Source organism: Lederbergia galactosidilytica, assembly GCF_017873565.1.
Taxonomy (GTDB): Bacteria; Bacillota; Bacilli; order Bacillales; family Bacillaceae_C; genus Lederbergia; species Lederbergia galactosidilytica.
Genome location: NZ_JAGGKH010000006.1, coordinates 92,992 through 111,951, shown reverse-complemented (window position 1 = coordinate 111,951; position 18,960 = coordinate 92,992). Strand labels below are relative to the sequence as shown.

Annotated in this window: 21 protein-coding genes and 1 riboswitch; of the genes, 16 read left to right on the top strand and 5 right to left on the bottom strand. The window is 36.2% G+C overall.

Annotation, left to right across the window (positions count from 1 at the left end; all coding sequences use genetic code 11):
• From J2Z23_RS08025 to J2Z23_RS08005, 5 genes are all read right to left on the bottom strand, one after another.
• The gene (locus J2Z23_RS08025; protein WP_057989547.1) at positions 1-1,170 is read right to left on the bottom strand and encodes a toxic anion resistance protein; all 1,170 of its coding nucleotides are present in this window, start codon (positions 1,168-1,170) and stop codon (positions 1-3) included.
• A complete protein-coding gene (locus tag J2Z23_RS08020) occupies positions 1,167-1,823 on the bottom strand; it encodes a 5-bromo-4-chloroindolyl phosphate hydrolysis family protein (protein WP_064467628.1) in 657 nt (218 codons plus the stop codon). The genes J2Z23_RS08025 and J2Z23_RS08020 overlap by 4 nt, the downstream gene beginning before the upstream one ends.
• 215 nt (positions 1,824-2,038) lie before the next feature.
• A complete protein-coding gene (locus tag J2Z23_RS08015) occupies positions 2,039-2,368 on the bottom strand; it encodes a helix-turn-helix domain-containing protein (RefSeq protein ID WP_057989544.1) in 330 nt (109 codons plus the stop codon).
• Between the two features lie 208 nt (positions 2,369-2,576).
• Positions 2,577-2,756, bottom strand: a complete 180-nt coding sequence (gene sinI / locus J2Z23_RS08010; RefSeq protein WP_209973624.1) for a DNA-binding anti-repressor SinI — start codon at positions 2,754-2,756, stop codon at positions 2,577-2,579.
• Positions 2,757-2,785: 29 nt separating this feature from the next.
• A riboswitch (cyclic di-GMP riboswitch) is annotated at positions 2,786-2,968 on the bottom strand.
• 619 nt (positions 2,969-3,587) lie between these two features.
• Entirely contained in the window at positions 3,588-4,508 is a 921-nt protein-coding gene (locus tag J2Z23_RS08005) for an aldo/keto reductase (protein WP_057989540.1), read from the bottom strand.
• A 186-nt stretch (positions 4,509-4,694) separates the two neighbouring features.
• Here J2Z23_RS08005 and J2Z23_RS08000 point away from each other — a divergent pair, with 186 nt between their 5' ends.
• From J2Z23_RS08000 to J2Z23_RS07930, 16 genes are all read left to right on the top strand, one after another.
• The gene (locus J2Z23_RS08000) at positions 4,695-5,243 is read left to right on the top strand and encodes an NUDIX domain-containing protein (protein ID WP_057989538.1); all 549 of its coding nucleotides are present in this window, start codon (positions 4,695-4,697) and stop codon (positions 5,241-5,243) included.
• A gap of 1 nt (position 5,244) precedes the next feature.
• A complete protein-coding gene (locus J2Z23_RS07995; protein WP_209973621.1) occupies positions 5,245-6,414 on the top strand; it encodes an endonuclease Q family protein in 1,170 nt (389 codons plus the stop codon).
• Positions 6,415-6,509: 95 nt separating this feature from the next.
• Positions 6,510-7,154 carry a stage II sporulation protein M gene (spoIIM, locus tag J2Z23_RS07990; protein WP_057989534.1) on the top strand — a complete coding sequence of 215 codons (645 nt, stop codon included), beginning with the start codon at positions 6,510-6,512 and terminating at the stop codon, positions 7,152-7,154.
• 110 nt (positions 7,155-7,264) lie between these two features.
• On the top strand, positions 7,265-7,711 hold the full coding sequence (gene fur / locus J2Z23_RS07985) for a ferric iron uptake transcriptional regulator (RefSeq protein ID WP_057989532.1): 447 nt from the start codon (positions 7,265-7,267) through the stop codon (positions 7,709-7,711).
• Between the two features lie 223 nt (positions 7,712-7,934).
• Positions 7,935-8,066, top strand: a complete 132-nt coding sequence (locus J2Z23_RS22565; protein WP_274387260.1) for a hypothetical protein — start codon at positions 7,935-7,937, stop codon at positions 8,064-8,066.
• A gap of 144 nt (positions 8,067-8,210) precedes the next feature.
• On the top strand, positions 8,211-8,438 hold the full coding sequence (locus J2Z23_RS07980) for a YqzK family protein (RefSeq protein WP_057989531.1): 228 nt from the start codon (positions 8,211-8,213) through the stop codon (positions 8,436-8,438).
• Positions 8,438-9,337 carry a site-specific tyrosine recombinase XerD gene (gene xerD, locus J2Z23_RS07975; RefSeq protein ID WP_238482664.1) on the top strand — a complete coding sequence of 300 codons (900 nt, stop codon included), beginning with the start codon at positions 8,438-8,440 and terminating at the stop codon, positions 9,335-9,337. Before J2Z23_RS07980 ends, xerD begins: the two co-directional genes overlap by 1 nt.
• 272 nt (positions 9,338-9,609) lie before the next feature.
• Positions 9,610-10,803 carry a phosphopentomutase gene (deoB, locus tag J2Z23_RS07970; RefSeq protein WP_057989529.1) on the top strand — a complete coding sequence of 398 codons (1,194 nt, stop codon included), beginning with the start codon at positions 9,610-9,612 and terminating at the stop codon, positions 10,801-10,803.
• A 112-nt stretch (positions 10,804-10,915) separates the two neighbouring features.
• A complete protein-coding gene (locus J2Z23_RS07965) occupies positions 10,916-12,079 on the top strand; it encodes a D-alanyl-D-alanine carboxypeptidase family protein (RefSeq protein ID WP_057989602.1) in 1,164 nt (387 codons plus the stop codon).
• Between the two features lie 168 nt (positions 12,080-12,247).
• Positions 12,248-12,598: an anti-sigma F factor antagonist gene (gene spoIIAA / locus J2Z23_RS07960; protein WP_057989528.1), complete on the top strand. Its 351-nt coding sequence runs from the start codon at positions 12,248-12,250 to the stop codon at positions 12,596-12,598.
• A gap of 1 nt (position 12,599) precedes the next feature.
• Positions 12,600-13,040, top strand: coding sequence for an anti-sigma F factor (gene spoIIAB / locus J2Z23_RS07955; protein ID WP_057989526.1), 441 nt, complete (start codon positions 12,600-12,602; stop codon positions 13,038-13,040).
• 12 nt (positions 13,041-13,052) lie between these two features.
• A complete protein-coding gene (sigF, locus tag J2Z23_RS07950) occupies positions 13,053-13,811 on the top strand; it encodes an RNA polymerase sporulation sigma factor SigF (protein ID WP_209973620.1) in 759 nt (252 codons plus the stop codon).
• 299 nt (positions 13,812-14,110) lie between these two features.
• Positions 14,111-15,568, top strand: coding sequence for a spore germination protein (locus J2Z23_RS07945; protein ID WP_057989600.1), 1,458 nt, complete (start codon positions 14,111-14,113; stop codon positions 15,566-15,568).
• Positions 15,569-15,675: 107 nt separating this feature from the next.
• A complete protein-coding gene (gene lysA / locus J2Z23_RS07940) occupies positions 15,676-16,995 on the top strand; it encodes a diaminopimelate decarboxylase (RefSeq protein ID WP_057989522.1) in 1,320 nt (439 codons plus the stop codon).
• A 467-nt stretch (positions 16,996-17,462) separates the two neighbouring features.
• A complete protein-coding gene (locus tag J2Z23_RS07935; protein WP_057989520.1) occupies positions 17,463-17,834 on the top strand; it encodes a GNAT family N-acetyltransferase in 372 nt (123 codons plus the stop codon).
• Between the two features lie 79 nt (positions 17,835-17,913).
• Positions 17,914-18,765, top strand: coding sequence for an AraC family transcriptional regulator (locus tag J2Z23_RS07930; protein ID WP_064467626.1), 852 nt, complete (start codon positions 17,914-17,916; stop codon positions 18,763-18,765).
• Positions 18,766-18,960 lie beyond the last annotated feature (195 nt).

Here is an 18,960-nt window from a genome sequence, read left to right as displayed (position 1 = left end):
TTATGTTAATTTCAAAAGTTTTTCTTTTAAATCATTTTCCATAGAAACAAGCTCTTGTTCGGCTTGAGCACGTTTTGTTCGGCCTTCTTGCTGAATTTTAATGGTTTCTTCTAGAGTGGAAATTAAATTAGCTTGAGTCTTTTTCAGTGTCTCGATATCAACAAGGCCACGTTCATTCTCACGTGCGGTTTCAATTGTATTGGATTTTAACATTTCCGCATTTTTTAAAAGCAAGTCATTGGTTGTCTGAGAGACTTGTTTTTGAGCTTCGACGGCCTGACGCTGGCGAATCAAGGTTAGTGCGATTGCGATTTGGTTTTTCCAAAGCGGAATTGCAGTCATAATAGATGTCTGAATTTTTTCGGCCAAAGCTTGATTCGTATTTTGTATCATTCGAATTTGAGGGGCACTTTGGATCGTGATTTGCCGGCTTAGTTTAAGATCATATAATCGTTTTTCAAGTCGATCAGTGAATTGCACCATATCATTCACTTCTTGATACATCATTTGATCATCGGTTGCTTCTGCTTTTTTCTTTAGTTCGGGAATTGTTTTAGTTCGTAATTCCTCAATTTTCAGTTCTCCTGCTGCAATATAAATATTTAAAGCCCGGAAATAATCTTTGTTTTTTTCGTATAATTGTTCTAGCGTTTTAACATCTGTAATTAATGTTTCCTTTGATTGATTAAGCTTTACCGTTATCCGATCAATCTGTGCACCTGTTTTCTGATATTTAGACATTACTTCTTGAATAGAGTTTGACATTTTACCAAACATTTTCGAGAAGAAATTTTTCTTTTCCGGGGTAAGCTCATCAGGGTTGACATCCTTTAGCTTTCCCATTAATTCATTCAAAATATCCCCAATGGGACCAATGTCCTTGTTTTGCACGTGATCAAGCATCGAACTAGAGAAATTTAATAATTGAGATTGAGCATTGGTGCCATAGGCAATAACCGCTTGATGATTTGTTGGATCAATTTGATTAGCGAGCTCTAGAGCGCGTTTTTTATTTTCCTCCGGGAGACTATCTACAAGTCTAACAGGCTTAGCTTCCTGGAGTTGAGGACTCTGTTCAGGTTTGATTAATTCTTCTTCTCCAAAGGGGTTTGCTAATAGGTCATCTAAACTATCAAATTTTAATTCAGTATCTTTATTTTGTTCACTCATTGTTTGGTACTCCTTTCATCGGTGTCGATTGGATTGTATTCAAGTTTTTTTAAGGAATGCTTAGCGACATCTAGTTCAAAATTTAGATCTTCCACATCTCGGGATAATACATGATAAATATCTTTTTTTACAGAATCACTCAAATCTTCGAGTGTACTTTGTGTTTCCTTAAGTGAGATATACATTTGTTCGTTTTTCACTGGCTGTGAGGCTAACATCGCGTAACGCTCGGAAAGCTCGACAATTGAATCTAAATGATAGAAAAAGAAACGTTCAGATTGATAAAATCGTCGTGGATCTTTATGAACAATTTGGTACATTCGTTTTGTTAATTTAGTGAGTTCGTATAATTGTTTAAAAGCACCCATCGAACGTACGGATAAAAAAGCTTTTTGGAGCCTAGCCATTTTTGATTTTGCATCTTGCATGTTTTTTTGAATGTAGGCATATTCTTTTCTTGTCAATTTATTTTTTTTCAAAAATTTATGATCGAAAAAGAATTTCACACCGAAAAAGGTGAGACCACCAATGAGGATAGAGCTTAGAGACGCACTCCAATAGGGTAAGTCAAAACCTAAAAACAATATGATCCATAACATGAATGTTTCGGCAGCGGAGAACATCCCTAATAAAAATAAAAGAATAGGTTTCAAGGCTACATCGACTCCTGTCTCATTCTTTTCCCTATTTGTAAATACGTTTTTTATACTAAAAAGTTTCAGCTATTTCATACTATTATAAGGAAAAAGCCGAACTTTTAAAAGCACTCCATTCTAAAATAGAAAAATTACCTAAATCTAGAATAAAAAAAGAATTATCTTGGTGACTAAATGCAAAACGCACAGAGACAATATGTCTCTGTACGTCTTTACTTATGCTTCATTTTCCACTTATTAAACTCAAGGAATTCACGGAACTCTTGTTTGGAAACACCAGAAGCCATCGCTTCTCGAACAAGCGCTTCCCAATCTTCATCCAAATGACCATCCGATATTTTTTCAGAATCTCCATGCAATAATGATTGAACAGAAACATTCAAGACAGAAGATACCTTTTCCAAGAATTGAATGGAAGGATTTGATTGAATGTTTCGCTCAATAGAGCTTAAATATGATTTTGCAATCCCAGCTTTTTCAGCCAGCTCTGATAAAGACATATTGTTTTGTTTTCGATATTTACGTATTCGTTCGCCAATCACGGATGTCTTCACCTTCCTTACACCCAATATTATATCATATAACGAAGGTGTGTTTCGTATTTCGAACAAACTATTTTGACAAACTTAATATATGACAGGAATTTAAATGGTAATTGTACTGGGTTAAATGATCGAGTGTAACATCTAGATAAAATGTTCTAGTAACTCTTCACTTTTTAGTAGTTGGTTAATACTAAGAACTAATATTTCACGATATCTTGTTTGGATCTTGAGAATTTGTCTTTTGCTCAACGGATTCTTTTGTTTCTGGACTTATATAATCGCGAAAAAAATCCCGGATTGTATCTGTGGACATCCCTGCTTCTAATGCTTTCAAAATTAAATCTCTCCATTCATGATCCAATGCTTTATTCGTTAATTTATCCATCTTTATACCCCCTAATTACCCAACAATGATTAGGTACCCCAGCTACCATAGTTATTTGTTCATGCATAGGAAATTTTAAAATCCTAGCACGTAGATAGATAAGTTGCTTAATGTCGCGGTTGTTGTCTAGCTCTAGGCGCTTGCGCATTTCTAATAACCTTAGGTCTGAGGTTTTGCGTCTCTGACTTTCGTCAGGTTTGCTCTTTTCTGTCTATTATAGAATTATATTCTAGAATAAGTATAAACGCTACAAAAGTCACAAACCTGAAAAAAATGTCGATGTCGATAAATTATCCGAAATTAGCTTAGAGATTATTTTTATGACATTTAGTAGGGAAGTTTGTAAATAAAAGCAAAGCAATCTTGTTTTATCGGGGTAATATTAAAAAATAACTTGAAATTTTGTAGGAAATTGATGGATTTTTTTAAATAGATCCCTGAGTGGTCATAACCTGAACCAAGCAAATAGATAATAGGTTGGTCCAGGTTATGTTTTGCAGGATTTTGCTGAATGGAGGAACAAATACTTTTCGTTCTGCCAATAAAATATTGCATAAGCTATTGAATCAATTTCATAATAGAGATTTTAGCCTACAAATCCGAACGACGTTGATTTACGCTTCAGGTGGACGTTTTCCGGGGGGGCGTGCGGTGAGCTTCTCACCTGTCACGCTAATCCCCCAGGAGTGGCACCTTCCGCTCCAATCAACTAAGTTAAGGAAATACATTGGATAACAATTCAATCTCCTTTAACAAAAACGTTCGTGTATGATCATTAATAAGCAATTATGAAATTGACTCTATTACAAAGGAAATTTGCATTTTTAGAAATTAGCGGTGATTTTCATACCGAGTTTCTTTTGTAATCCATTTTAAATATTCAATTTCCTCTTGATGTAGAGGTTCTGTATTAACGGCACGGGCATTATCTTTCACTTGCTCTACTGAACTTGCCCCTGTTACCACAGCAGCTACCGCTTTGTGAGCAAGATTATATTGAAGGGCAATTTCATTCAGCGTTCTGCCTGTTGTTAATAATTTAGCTTGAATACTTTTGATTAATTCCTTTACTTCTACAGAAGTATAATTTAAATAGCCTTCTAATTCCTCTGAATTTAGTTTTTCTAGTACTTTATCACTAAGTAATCCCTTTGCTACCGAGCCTCTAGTTACAACACTAATATTTTTGTCTTGCAAAAAAGCGAATAATTCCTCGGGACGTCGATCTAAAATGCTATATTGCATCATATTGCTTATAATAGCAGATTTCTCAGCAAATGATTTAATGACATTTGGTCGAATAGAAGAAATGCCATAGTAGCGAATTAGTCCTTCCCGCCGTAATTCTTCAAAAGCTTCAATCGTTTCCTCAGACGGATCATCGATTGTGCCGCCATGTAATTGATATAAATCAATATAGTCAGTTTGCAGGCGTTTCAAACTATTTTTAACAGCTTCCTTAATATAAGCTTTCGAAGGATCCCAATGCCAACCATTTTTTTGCTTATTCCAGCGGTTCCCCACTTTGGTTGCAATGATAACCTGATCACGTATAGGAGCTAATGCTTTTCCGACGATTTCCTCATTAACTCCATAATCATATAAATCTGCGGTATCAAAATAATTAATTCCTTCTTCAAAAGCAGTTTGGATAATCTTTTTAGCATGATCCCTGTTTGAGCTTAAAGACATGCAGCCAAGCCCCATTTCAGAAACCCAAAGATCTGAATTTCCCAATTGTCTCTTTTTCATCTTATCTCGTCCTTTCAGTCTTTCCCCATATCAGTAGCAGTAAGATCCCCCTGAAGAGTCAGTCTCCCTACTTTCTGGAGTTTCCCTTAACTTCATTTTACCTAAAAGTTGGTAAAGAAAACAAAATTAATGTTCTATAAATGCTGTGGTATGATAATAGTAGTTAGAAGTAAGGGGCGATTTACATTGAATAAATTTGAAGAAAAAACAATTCACAGTCAAGAAATTTTTAATGGTAAGATTATTAAATTGCAGGTTGATGAGGTTAAGCTTCCGAATGGAAAAATGGCGAAACGTGAAATTGTTAAACACCCGGGCGCTGTTGGAATAATTCCGATAACAAGTGATGGGAAAATTTTAATGGTGGAGCAATTCCGTAAGCCATTGGAACGATCTTTGCTAGAGATTCCTGCTGGGAAACTTGAACAGGGGGAAGAACCAGACATAACAGCGGCAAGGGAGCTTGAAGAGGAGACAGGATTTCGGGCAAATCAACTGGACTATTTGACCTCTTTTTATACAGCACCTGGTTTTTCAGATGAAGTGATTCATCTTTATATCGCTACAGATTTGGAAAAAGTAGAAAATCCACTGCCAGGCGATGAGGATGAATTTGTTGATTTGTTAGAAGTAGATTTAGAATCTGCGGCTACTTTTGTTGACGAGAAACGTATTTATGATGCGAAAACGGCGTATGCTGTACTTTATCTCCAAATGAAAAAGGTGTTAGGCTAATATGAGTGAAGTCTTTGCTGATTTACATATTCACATTGGAAGAACATATACAGGAAAAGCAGTTAAAATAACGGGTAGTAGGAATCTGACATTAACTAATATATTGCGTGCAGCCAAATATCCTAAGGGTCTAGACATAGTCGGAGTTATCGATTGTCATTCTCCCGAAGTGATCATGGAAATAGAACGGTTGATTCATGAAGAAAAATTAGTGGAAATGGAAGATGGAGGATTCCGCTATGAAGATGAAGTAACCCTTATACCTGGTACCGAGATAGAAGTATATGATGAAAATTGTCATGGACCGATTCATGTCTTAGCATATTTTCCCACACTCTCAACTTTAAAGGACTTTTCTGTTTGGCTTTCAGCTCGAGTGACGAATATCCAGTTAAGTACGCAGAGAATATATGAAAACGCTAAGCCATTACAAGAAAAGGTAAAAAGTCTAGGTGGATTATTCATTCCAGCGCATATTTTTACTCCTTTTAAAAGTTTATATGGCAAAGGAGTTGCTCGCACATTAACTGAGATATTAGAACCTAGTCTTATTGATGCTGTAGAGCTTGGATTAAGTTCAGATACTAAAATGGCAGACCAGATAACTGAATTGCATGACTATACATTTTTAACAAATTCGGATGCACACTCAACTCAAAAAATAGCCCGAGAATATCAAAAAATGGATTTAGAAACGCCTACATTTGCAGCTTTTTCTCTTGCCTTGAAGAATCAAGGCAAGAATAAAATAATTGCCAACTATGGTTTGAATCCCCGCTTAGGTAAATATTATCGGACAACATGTGCTGTTTGTTCCGAACCTATGGAAGGTTTCATTTGTTCCAGTTGTGGTTCTGAAAAGTATACCAAGGGCGTATCCGAACGTATTTCTGAGTTGGCTAATGCAAATGCAAATGCTAATAAGCCTAAGAGACCTCCCTATATTCATCAAGTGCCATTAGATTTCATTCCGGGTTTAGGGCCAAAAACGATGCAGAACTTACTAGATCATTTTGGAACAGAGATGGATATTTTGCATCGGGTGAAGGGGGAGGACCTCAAAGAAGTAGTTAATGCTCAACTTGCAGAAATGATTATCCAAGCGCGCGAAGGGCATTTACAAATTGCCGCCGGGGGAGGCGGAAAATATGGTAAGGTGAAAAAATCATAAGATCTTGTTACGGTGAAATTTCTCATGTTTGTCTGACATATTAACAGCCTGTCCCACATATGATGTAACAATCGTGGGACAGGAGGAAATATTCAATGCGCTATAGACTTTCAACAAACGTGATAACTCGTCATTTTCAAGAACATTCTTCTCTTTATACCTTTATGACTGTTTTATTTTTAATGGGGGTTATATTCGGTGCTGTGATGGTTAATAGTTTATCAGCCCATCAGAAGGAAGACCTTTTTTATTACTTAACCCAGTTTTTTGGGCAAGTAGGAGAAGGGCAAATGGTGCCACCTGAAGAGTTATTAAAATTAAGTTTTTTCCATAATGTGAAAATAGCCGGATTAATCTGGGTGCTGGGCATCTCAATAATTGGGTTCCCGTTAATTTTTTTATTGATTTTTTTAAAAGGTATTGTCGTTGGTTTTTCTATCGGTTTTTTAGTAAGCCAAATGGGATGGCAGGGTTTATTACTTTCCTTTGTCTCGCTATTGCCGCAAAATTTGTTCATGATTCCGGTGCTAATCTTTCTATCGGTTAGTTCGATTGCGTTATCTATGAAAATTATTAAAAAGGTCTTCATCAGACCGACATTTCACTTTCAATTTGTTCCGCTTTTTGCGAAATATGTAATGGCTTATGTAGGAGCGATCGCTGTTATTACAGTCGCGGCTAGCATTGAGGCTTATATTTCCCCTGCACTAATGAAGTCTATTATTCTCTCTATTAATTAATAAAGAAAGAAATTTACTTAAACCTTCGCACATTATAATTATTTTAGTTTGAATATGATCATCAATCTGATATAATTATAGTGGAGAATCGCGAGGGAGGATATTGAGGTATGGAAAGTCGCATAGAACGGATAAAGAAACAATTACATTCCGCAAGCTACAAGCTCACTCCCCAGCGTGAAGCCACGGTTCGGGTATTGCTTGAACATGAGGAAGATCATTTAAGTGCAGAAGATGTATATCTTTTAGTCAAAGAAAAATCACCCGAAATCGGGCTTGCAACAGTATATAGGACTTTAGAATTGTTAACGGAACTAAAAGTCGTCGATAAAATTAATTTTGGTGATGGTGTGTCGCGCTTCGATCTTAGAAAAGAAGGAGCAGCCCATTTTCATCACCATCTAATTTGTATTGAATGTGGAGCCGTGGAAGAGATTCAAGACGATTTACTGGAAGATGTGGAAAGGATTGTAGAAAGAGATTGGCGTTTTAAAATTAAAGATCATCGCCTCATTTTTCATGGGATTTGCTGGAAGTGCCAAGAAAAAACAGATTAAACCTTTTCCTGAATGGAAGAGGTTTTTTTATTGTCTCCAAACATTTGAATTGTTTATTTTGCTAAAAGTCCAATTTACTTTCTTTATTGAGAAAGGAGCACTTTTATTCACAATATAAAAGGAAAAGCTGTGCAATGTGATCACTTCATTTTTTTGTAAAATTTTAGTTAAAAAATTTCTCTCATCCCTAGGTTTAATGAATAAATGAAAACAAGCTTGGCATATGATGGTAATAGGAAAAGCGGAAACGCCTGTCCTACGACGTACAAATTTAGCGGCTTCAGAGAAGATAGGAAACACGGCGAAGGAAGAGCCGAAGTTGACTGTTGCTGTAAATTTAGTCGCTAGTCACTGAAGCTGGACAAGGAAAAGTGCAACTACTTGTTTTGCCGCCTCTACTAATAGGTCCTTTTACATCATGATCTCGTATCTGCCAAGCGTCATCAATGGACGTTAAAGCAAGTATAAAAATAGTAGTTAAGATAAAAGGATGAATAAAATGAGAAATATATTAAAAACACTTTTCGGAACATTGCGATTACTCGTTTTGCTTATTGGATGCACGATTCTCTTCTATTATGGTATTATGTGGATAAATCAAGAATATGAAAATTATCGGCGTTATGATGAGCCGGAGGGAAGTGCGGTAAAGGCCTTTCAACCAGAAAATCAAAAAAGTGATGCCTGGTTTTCGCGCCTAATCCTTTTTTACCAGAATGGAGAGTAATGGTTGTGCAAGATGAAATGCAAGATTTTATCCACTTTATGACAGTTGAAAAAGGATTGTCCCAAAATACAATTGTTTCGTATAAGCGGGATTTAAAACGTTATTTAGAATATTTACAACAGGTTGAACAATTACAGGCATTGAATGATGTGACTCGTATACATATCATTCAATTTTTAGGCTTTCTCAAGAAAGAAGGAAAGTCTTCGAAGACTTTAGCCAGGCATATTGCATCCATTCGAGCTTTTCATCAATTTTTATTAAGAGATAGGGTAGTAGATCATGATCCATCTGTCCATTTGGAAACACCAAAAATGGAAAGGAAATTACCCCAAGTATTAAGCTTTCAAGAAGTTGAGAATTTGCTCAATACACCTGATCCAATGACTTCCTATGGTATAAGAGATAAAGCGATGATGGAATTATTATATGCTACAGGCATAAGGGTAAGTGAGCTAATCAACCTAGATTTGGATAATGTTCATTTAACAATGGGTTTTGTTCGTTGCATTGGAAAAGGCGATAAGGAACGAATTATTCCCCTTGGTCAAATGGCTTCAGATGCTGTTGCCCATTATTTACGAGAATCTCGTCCTAAACTAAGAAAGACAAAATATAAAACAGAAGCTTTATTTCTGAATCATCATGGTAATCGATTGACACGGCAAGGTTTTTGGAAAATTATTAAAAAGTTAGCAACTGAGGCAAATATAGAGAAGGATTTGACCCCCCATACATTACGGCATTCCTTTGCTACCCATTTGTTAGAAAATGGTGCTGACCTAAGAGCAGTACAGGAAATGTTAGGACATGCAGATATTTCAACTACACAAATCTATACACATGTAACGAAAACAAGATTGAAAGATGTTTATACAAAATACCATCCACGCGCTTAACACTAAAGCAAGTGCCGTAGACTCTCTTTTTGATTCGATTGAATAGTTAAAATTGCGATGAGTTTTATGAAGAAGGGCTTTAAGTCTTTGATGTCTATGTTAAAACTGAAAAGTGAATAGATAACGAATATCATAGCAATAAATAAGAGGATATTGATACTTCCTATGTACACTGTGTCCTATTGACTAATAAAAATTGCTTAAGGTAGTTTTTATCATTGATTTAAGAGGGTATGTTAGCAATATGAACGTATTTTGTAGGAGGAATAGTCATGGACTACACAACTTTTAAAAAAATTCATTTAATTGTGCTAGATTCTGTTGGAATAGGAGAGGCGCCTGATGCTGCTAAGTTTAATGATGAAGGGGCAGATACATTAGGTCATATTGCTGACAAAATGGGTGGTTTAACATTACCGAATCTACAAAACTTTGGATTATCAAATATTAGAAAAATTAAAGGGATAGATCCAGTAGACAAACCGATTTCCTTTTATACGAAGATGCAAGAGGCATCAAATGGCAAAGATACGATGACGGGACATTGGGAGTTAATGGGACTCGTAACAAGTCATCCATTTAAAGTTTTTCCAAACGGATTTCCGGAGCTCTTGATTACTGAGATTGAGAAAGTATCAGGGCGATCAGTTATTGGAAATATACCGGCGAGTGGAACGGAGATTATTGAAAGACTGGGAAAAGAGCATATGGATACAGGAGCTTTAATTGTTTATACTTCTGCTGACTCAGTTTTACAGATTGCGGCACATGAAGAGATTGTTCCTTTAGAAGAATTATATCAAATCTGTGAAAAAACTAGGCAATTAACTCTGGAAGAGGAATTTAAAGTCGGTCGTGTCATTGCACGTCCTTTCATTGGAAAACCGGGAGAATTTCAACGTACAGCTAATCGCCATGATTATGCCTTAAAACCGTTTGCACCAACGGTTATGAATAAATTAAAAGATGCTGGATTTGATGTAATTGCCGTCGGGAAAATTCATGATATTTATGATGGAGAAGGCATAACAGAATCGATTCGAACGGAGTCCAATATGGATGGAGTTGATAAGCTCCTGCAAATGATGGGAAAAAACTTTACAGGTCTGAATTTTATCAATTTGGTAGATTTTGATGCCAAATTTGGTCATCGTAGGAACCCTGAAGGTTATGGACAAGCACTCGAGGAATTCGACAAAAGGATTCCTGAAATAATCAATCGAATGGGAGAAGAGGATCTATTGATCATTACTGCAGATCATGGAAATGATCCAACCCATCATGGAACAGATCATACAAGGGAGTTTGTACCGTTATTTGCCTATTCAAAGAGATTTTCTTATGGTAAGGAGCTGCCAATGCGGAAAACTTTTGCTGATATTGGAGCAACAATTGCCAAGAACTTTAAAGTAAAGTGGAATGGAAAAGGAACAAGTTTTTTAGAGAATTTACAAAAAGAAGTGTAAGTTTAGAAAAGCCGGAAAATGATTTCCGGCTTTTTCTTTTTGCCTTTGTATAAATCCATCTAACCTGGGAGAGAATGGGTTTATGGAAAACATTTCCGGTGGAGGGATTGATATGAAAAAAGTTGTAACTGTGTTTGTTGCATTATGTTTAATTCTTTCATTATATTCAGGAGCTGCATTTGCTGAGGAAAAGAAAACAGAGCTGGCGGAAGACTCAAAATCAGCAATCCTAATTGAAAGAGATACTGGGACGGTTTTATATGAGAAAAATAAGGACGAAAAGTACTCACCTGCTTCTATGACAAAAATTATGACAATGTTATTAATTATGGAAGCTATTGATTCAGGTAAAATCAAGATGGATGAAAAGGTCACAACTAGTGAGTACGCAGCTTCGATGGGGGGATCACAAATTTTTCTCGAGCCTGGCGAAGAGATGACCGTTGAGGAGCTTTTATTAGCAATGGCAATTGGCTCAGCTAACGATGCCTCAGTCGCATTAGCTGAGAAAATCGCGGGAAGTGAAGAAGCATTTGTCGACATGATGAACGAACGTACTAAAGAATTAGGTTTGAAAAATACCCATTTTAAAAACACGACCGGGTTACCCATTGAAGATCATTATAGTACAGCACATGATATGGCCATTATGGCAAAAGAGTTATTGAAGCATGAAGAAATTACTAATTTCACTAAGAATTATGAAGCCTATTTAAGAGAGGATACTGATAATAAATTTTGGCTAGTGAATACAAATAAACTAGTTAAATTTTATCCAGGTGTTGATGGCTTAAAAACAGGATATACAAGTGAAGCAAAGTATTGTCTAACTGCTACAGCAAAAAAAGATGGGATGCGAGTGATTGCTGTAGTCTTTGGTGCACCAACTTCAAAGAGTAGAAATGCTCAAATAACAAAAATGTTGGATTATTCTTTTTCTCAATATGCGACACATCCTTTGTATGAAAAAGGAAAGGCGATAGAAAAAGCAAAAGTTAGTAAGGGCAGTAAAAAATATATAGAAGCGGTAACAGGAGAAAACGCTTCGGTTCTCACAAAAAAAGGGGAAAAATTAGATAAGCTTACAGAAGAAATAGAATTGAATGAACATCTTAAAGCTCCTATTAAAAAAGGGGAACAAATTGGTGTTCTAAAAGTAAAAAAAGAGGGGAAAGAGCTAATTGAAGTGCCACTAGTTGCAAAAGAAAATGTGGAGAGAGCTTCATGGTGGCAGTTGTATAAACGTTCGTTCGGATTGTTTACAAAAACAGACTGAAAGAGCAGAGTTGCCATTGCTCCATAGAAGTAATGAATATGAAGATTTTTAATAGAAACAGTGCGAAAAAAATGCCGAATTTCTTCTAGTTTTGTCATTAGGAAGGATTTAGAGGGAAAAGAGTAGAAATCACTCTTTATACTTCTATATGCGAGGAGGATAAGGCAATTGAGTTTGAATATTGAATTGGACGTAAGACAGGACGTATTGTGTATACGACTGACTGGTGAACTGGATCATCATACAGCTGAAGAATTAAGAGAGAAGGTAAACCAAGCAATTGAAACCTACCAAATTCACCATATTGTATTGAATTTGGCGAACCTCACTTTCATGGATAGTTCCGGATTAGGTGTTATTTTAGGGAGATATAAACAAATTAAGCTTAAGAATGGTGAAATGGTCGTATGCGCTATATCGGCTCCGGTTAAAAGATTGTTTGAAATGTCGGGTTTATTTAAAATTATGAACTTAGAAAGCTCAGAGCAATTAGCTTTAGAAAGATTGGGGGTTGCATAGAATGAGAAATGAAATGCAACTACAATTTAGTGCATTAAGTCAAAATGAATCATTTGCTCGGGTGACAGTGGCAGCATTTATTGCCCAATTGGATCCAACGATGGATGAATTAACTGAAATTAAGACTGTTGTTTCTGAAGCTGTCACAAACGCCATTATTCATGGCTATGAGCAAAACCCAGCGGGGATTGTCTATATTTCAGCTGCCATTGAAGATGAAATGATTGACCTTATTATCCGCGATAATGGGATTGGGATTGATAATATTGATGAGGCAAGACAACCACTTTTTACAACGAAACCTGAATTAGAACGATCAGGAATGGGCTTCACGATCATGGAAAATTTTATGGACAAGATAGAAGTAGAATCGCAACCAGGTTCAGGCACCACGGTCCGTCTAACAAAATATGTAACGAAAAACAAAGCGTTATGCAATTAAGGAGCCGTGCCTATGGACGTGCAATTAAAAAAAGAGGCAAGAAAGGGCTTTTTGAGCGACTCAGAAGTAAAGGACTTCATTAAGAAAAGTCAAGAAGGGGATCAAAATGCAAGAGACATTCTTGTTGAAAAAAATGTTAGACTCGTCTGGTCAGTCGTACAACGATTCTTGAATCGAGGATATGATCCGGATGATCTATTCCAAATTGGCAGCATTGGTTTGTTGAAATCGATTGATAAATTCGATCTTTCTTATGACGTAAAGTTTTCAACATATGCAGTTCCCATGATTATTGGCGAAATTCAGCGCTTTATTCGTGATGATGGGGCTGTGAAGGTAAGTCGGTCCATTAAGGAGCTTGGTAACAAAATTAGAAAAGCAAGGGATGAGTTGGCCAAAAGGGATGGAAAGGTGCCAACGATTTCCGACATAGCTACTTATTTAGATGTTTCTCAAGAGGAAGTACTGATGGCCCAAGATGCCGGCAGATCTCCAGCTTCTATCCATGAGACAGTGTATGAAAATGATGGGGATCCGATTATATTAATTGATCAGCTTTCAGATGAGAATGATCATAAGTGGTTTGATAAAATTGCATTAGAAGAAGCAATAAGGGGACTTGATGAACGCGAAAGATTAATTGTTTATCTGCGCTATTACAAAGATCAAACGCAATCAGAAGTGGCTTCACGTCTCGGGATATCACAAGTTCAAGTTTCACGCTTAGAAAAGAAAATATTAGATCAGATGAAGGAACATATGGATGCTTGAAACATCCATATGTTCCTTCTTTTTTGGTAGGTCTACATGTACAAGTAGCTAATGCCTTTACTTGAGGTTTGGAGACTTACAAGCGGATCCTAAAATCCATCCTAACTGAATTTTATCCAATCTATGGAAAGCTTAGTGGAGCCTGCAGAGATTCACATCAGTATCATACGCTCTGTATAAAAGCGAAATGTTTACGACATACTAAGCGCTAAGTGCTAGAAAGAATAGGATAAGAAACAAAAGGTAAAGGGAATGAAAGGAGGATTTGACCATTGAGTAAGCTAGATCAGGAGAAAAAAATGCGGATCGATAAAAATCCTGACGTTATTGAGAAATATTTTGAAGACAGAGTAGGACTTGGAACCAGTTTTGATCTGGATATAAGAAAATTAGTTATATTGAAGAAAAGGGTCCATCTATATACGTTAAATGGTCTCTGCGATTCTCTAATGATAACGGAAATTATGAAAGAACTCCAGAAACTAAATGATACGGAAAAGGTGACATCTAAACAATACGAATTAATTGAGAATAGACTAAGCTCTTCATCTGTTGAGCCGGCTAAAACAATGGATGAAATGGTTGATCAAGTATTGTCAGGTTTGATGGCTGTTGTAGTAGAAGGGGCAGATAGGGCTCTCATTGTTGATGTTCGTAATTATCCTGGGAGGCAACCCGAAGAGCCTGATACGGAAAAGGTTGTTCGGGGTTCTCGAGATGGTTATGTTGAGAATATTATTGTCAATACGGCTATAACGAGAAGAAGAATTCGTGATGAACGATTAAGATTCGAAATTATGCAAATAGGGGAACGGTCAAAAACAGATGTTGCCATCGGTTACATAAAAGGAATTGCTAATCCTAGATTGGTTCATACCATTCGCAAGGAATTAGAAGCGATCGATATAGATGGCATTACCATGGCGGATAAAACCATTGAAGAGTATTTAATGAAGCAAGGGTATAATCCCTACCCTCTTGTTCGTTATACGGAGAGGGCAGATGTTGCTTCCATTCATTTGTTGGAGGGACATGTATTAATTTATATTGATACATCGCCAAGCGTTATGATTACCCCAACAACTTATTTTCATCATGTTCAACATGCTGAAGAATATCGACAGTCCCCCTCAGTGGGTACATTCGTACGTTGGACTCGTTTCATTGGGATTTGGGCATCTATTTTCCTATTGCCATTTTGGTACTTATTTGTAATGGACCCTACTTACTTGCCGGAACAATTATCATTTATAGGACCAAATGAGCAATCACATATTCCTTTAATTATACAGCTTCTTATTGCTGATCTTGGTGTCGAATTCTTACGGATTGCTGCTATACACACTCCAACCCCCCTTTCTACGGCAATGGGCTTAATTGCGGCAGTGTTAATTGGTGAAATCGCTGTTGAGGTTGGTCTTTTTCAATCGGAAGTCATTTTGTATGTTTCGATCGTTGCTGTGGGAACTTTTTCCACACCAAGTTATGAGCTCAGTGTAGCGAATAAAATGGTCCGAATGTTCTTATTACTATGTGTGGCTATATTTAAAGGACCAGGTCTAATTATTGGCTGTACATTGTATATAATTTATCTAGCGCAAAGCAAACCATTAGATGCTCCTTATCTATGGCCATTACTACCATTTAATCCTAAAGGCTTATTTAATATATTACTTAGACGGCCTGTTCCTGGCGCTGTGCTTCGTCCAAGTGTCGTTCGACCGCAGGATCGATTTCGCCAACCACCAAAAAATTGATGTTTATTGCATAAATATTTAGATTATGATAAAGTAATCCTACTTATCAGAAAGAGAATAATCTTCATTTATCCAACCGTTCAGGTTATTTCTAAGGTGGGGGAAAAATGCATTTATATGGAACAGCAAATATTAACGAGATCGGTCATTTGGAAATAGGTGGGGTGGATACCGTAACACTCGCTAAAAAATATGGTACGCCTCTTTATGTATATGATGTAGCTCTTATTAGAAAAAGAGCAAGGGCGTTTAAAAAGACATTCGAAAGCATGGGAGTTAAAGCACAAGTCGCTTATGCAAGTAAAGCATTTTCTACGATAGCCATGATTCAACTCGTTGAAGAAGAAGGCCTATCGTTAGATGTTGTTTCAGGTGGGGAACTATTTACAGCCATCAAAGCAGAATTTCCTAGTGAGAGAATCCATTTTCATGGAAATAACAAAAGTGAGTCCGAATTACTCATGGCTTTAGATTATCATGTTGGCTGTATTGTAGTCGATAATTTTCATGAACTGTATTTACTTGCGCAACTATGTGAACAGCGAAAACAGGAAGTAAAGGTTTTATTACGAGTGACCCCAGGAATTGAAGCACATACGCATGATTACATCCTAACAGGGCAAGAAGATTCAAAGTTTGGTTTTGATTTACAAAATGGGCAAGCAGAAGATGCTCTTACCTATGCCATACAAAATCAATATTTAGATGTACTTGGCTTACATTGTCATATTGGATCGCAAATTTTTGAAACGACAGGTTTTAAATTGGCGGCAAAAAAGCTTCTTGAAAAATTAGCTGAATGGAATGAGTCGCTTCTTTTTGAAGCATCTGTGTTAAATTTGGGTGGGGGATTTGGAATTCGGTATACGGATGAAGATGCTCCTTTGTCTCCCGAGTCTTATGTAGTTGAAATGATTGATGAAGTGAGAATTGAAACAGAGAGACTTGGATTGGCATTACCAGAAATTTGGATTGAACCAGGCCGTTCGATGGTAGGGGACGCAGGAACAACGCTATATTCAGTCGGTTCGCAAAAAGATGTACCTAATATTCGTAAATATTTGGCGGTGGATGGGGGCATGACAGATAATTTAAGACCTGCTCTTTATGATGCTAAATATGAAGCTATTTTGGCTAATCGAGCCAATGAGAAAACGACGGAAACTGTAGCGATTGCTGGAAAATGTTGTGAATCCGGAGATATGCTTATTTGGGATTTACCTTTGCCGGAGGCCGCGCCAAATGATATTCTAGCTGTTTTTTGTACAGGTGCCTATGGATACTCTATGTCCAACAACTATAATCGCATTCCAAGACCACCAGTTGTATTTGTGGAAAATGGAACGAGTCAACTAGTCGTAAAAAGAGAGTCGTACGAGGATTTATTACGTTTGGACTTGTCATATGTTGAAAAGTCACAAGTTTAACCCGCATATTGCGGGTTTCTTAAATGTTTGGAGACGACATCTATATCCTGACCAATTCTAAATTGTACACAGGCTTTAGCATATTTACCGATAAAGTGAAACTTTTTTTGTCATTTTTCGTCTATATAGGTATAAATAAGGTAAAATTGGGAAATAAAGTGTTTGCTACCTATTTTTTACAGTTAAAGATTAGAATCATTTGCTAAAACGCAGCATAGCCAGTACAATTAATCATGTAATTATAAAGAAGTAGTGATAGAGGATTAAGGGGTGTGCATTCTTGCGCAAAAAGAATATTACTTTATTTATTTTGATCTTAATTATGGCTATCGTATGGGGAATCTTATATTGGGTGTTTATTGCACCGAATGTTCGTATGACCAAATGAAGTGAACAAACTTTCCCGATGAAGTTATAATGCTTTGTGCAGTTTGCTAGCAGGAAATAAGAAAAATGAGGGATCTGTTATGTTAATTCGATACAAGAAAGCCTATGAAAAGATCGCGATGGGCCTTCTTTCCTTTATGCCGAATGAGAAAGATCTGAAAAAGCTCCAAAATACAATGAAAACATATGAAACAGCAGACAATTGGCAATTATTTTTGTGGAAAGATGAGGATATTACTGGACTTGTAGGTGTAGTACAGATGGAAGATGTTGTTGAAATTCAGCATATTTCAGTTAATCCTTCCCATCGACACGAAGGAATTGGTACAAATATGGTAAGATCATTAAAACAAATTTATCAAGATAAGAAAATTATACCTACTGATTATACGGCCAGTTTTTTTGAAAAATGTGAAAATATGGATGATGAAGAAAGCTCGGAGATGTCTTAATCCGAGCTTTTAAAAAACGGATTAAGGATATTATTGATTTTGTTACATATGTTCGTCTATCATTTACGGGGGGATCTAAATGGATATTAATTTCTCCTATCAAAAGCCTAATGATCCATTACATATTAGTCATCGTAAACGAGACACAAAAGATGCTATGCCTGATTATCATACTCATGTCGATCATTATGAAGTATACTATCTAATCAATGGAAAGCGAAAGTACTTTATTAACGATAAAACATATTATGTAAACTCAGGGAATCTAGTTTTTATAAATAAAGGTATTCTACATAGAACTTTTTATGTTGATCAATATGAACATGAGAGATTACTAATTAATTTTAATGATCAATTATTTGCCAATGAGAAAAATACCTATTCATCACTTTTACAAGCTGTTTTCAATCAAACCTTAATTATTCAGCTTAATCGTCATGAACAACAGGAAATTGAATATATATTATTTAAAATGATTAGTGAGATGCAAAAGGAAGAGGATTGTGTAGATCTATTTTTGAAAACGTTGTTAATTCAGCTGCTTATTTCTTCTGTGCGTTATTTAAATAGAAATACGGCAGACACACAAGAATTTACAGGTAGTGTATATCATAAAATGACAGATATTATTCACTATATTAATAAACATTATCACACTTCTGAACTGACCCTTGATTCTGTAGCAGATGAGTTTTTTATCAGCTCTTATTATTTAAGTAGAATTTTTAAAAAGGCGACAGGTTTCACCTATAGTGAGTATCTAAATCATGTACGGATTCAAGAAGCCCAAAGATTATTACGAGAATCAGAGATGAAAGTAATTGATATTGCTGGAAAAGTAGGCTTTAATAGTTTAACTCATTTTGGAAGAGTGTTTAAAAACCACACACGTTATACACCATCTTATTACCGGAGAATTCATAATAATTAGTTTTTAAGTTGTGTACAGAGAACAAAATATGTTGAAGATTTTACAATCTAGCAAAATATGTTTAGCGAAGTTCAGTAATTGCTTTTATTCTAAAAATGAAAACGAATTCAATGGATGTGAGAAATGATGTGGAGGTGGCAATCTTCTAACATAAAATATCGAAACCACCATTTCCTCAAAAAGATAAATGAGATT

Coding starts and splice junctions, on each gene's coding strand:
- J2Z23_RS22565 (WP_274387260.1), top strand. CDS start 7,935: ATGATGGTAATAGGAAAAGCGGAAACGCCTGTCCTACGACGTACAAAT.
- spoIIAB (WP_057989526.1), top strand. CDS start 12,600: ATGAGAAATGAAATGCAACTACAATTTAGTGCATTAAGTCAAAATGAA.
- J2Z23_RS07945 (WP_057989600.1), top strand. CDS start 14,111: ATGCGGATCGATAAAAATCCTGACGTTATTGAGAAATATTTTGAAGAC.
- J2Z23_RS07935 (WP_057989520.1), top strand. CDS start 17,463: ATGTTAATTCGATACAAGAAAGCCTATGAAAAGATCGCGATGGGCCTT.
- J2Z23_RS08005 (WP_057989540.1), bottom strand. CDS start 4,508: ATGAAAAAGAGACAATTGGGAAATTCAGATCTTTGGGTTTCTGAAATG.
- fur (WP_057989532.1), top strand. CDS start 7,265: ATGGAAAGTCGCATAGAACGGATAAAGAAACAATTACATTCCGCAAGC.
- spoIIM (WP_057989534.1), top strand. CDS start 6,510: ATGCGCTATAGACTTTCAACAAACGTGATAACTCGTCATTTTCAAGAA.
- J2Z23_RS08025 (WP_057989547.1), bottom strand. CDS start 1,170: ATGAGTGAACAAAATAAAGATACTGAATTAAAATTTGATAGTTTAGAT.
- J2Z23_RS07980 (WP_057989531.1), top strand. CDS start 8,211: ATGAGAAATATATTAAAAACACTTTTCGGAACATTGCGATTACTCGTT.
- sinI (WP_209973624.1), bottom strand. CDS start 2,756: ATGGATAAATTAACGAATAAAGCATTGGATCATGAATGGAGAGATTTA.
- J2Z23_RS07965 (WP_057989602.1), top strand. CDS start 10,916: ATGAAAAAAGTTGTAACTGTGTTTGTTGCATTATGTTTAATTCTTTCA.
- deoB (WP_057989529.1), top strand. CDS start 9,610: ATGGACTACACAACTTTTAAAAAAATTCATTTAATTGTGCTAGATTCT.
- sigF (WP_209973620.1), top strand. CDS start 13,053: ATGGACGTGCAATTAAAAAAAGAGGCAAGAAAGGGCTTTTTGAGCGAC.
- lysA (WP_057989522.1), top strand. CDS start 15,676: ATGCATTTATATGGAACAGCAAATATTAACGAGATCGGTCATTTGGAA.
- J2Z23_RS07930 (WP_064467626.1), top strand. CDS start 17,914: ATGGATATTAATTTCTCCTATCAAAAGCCTAATGATCCATTACATATT.
- xerD (WP_238482664.1), top strand. CDS start 8,438: ATGGTTGTGCAAGATGAAATGCAAGATTTTATCCACTTTATGACAGTT.
- J2Z23_RS07995 (WP_209973621.1), top strand. CDS start 5,245: ATGAGTGAAGTCTTTGCTGATTTACATATTCACATTGGAAGAACATAT.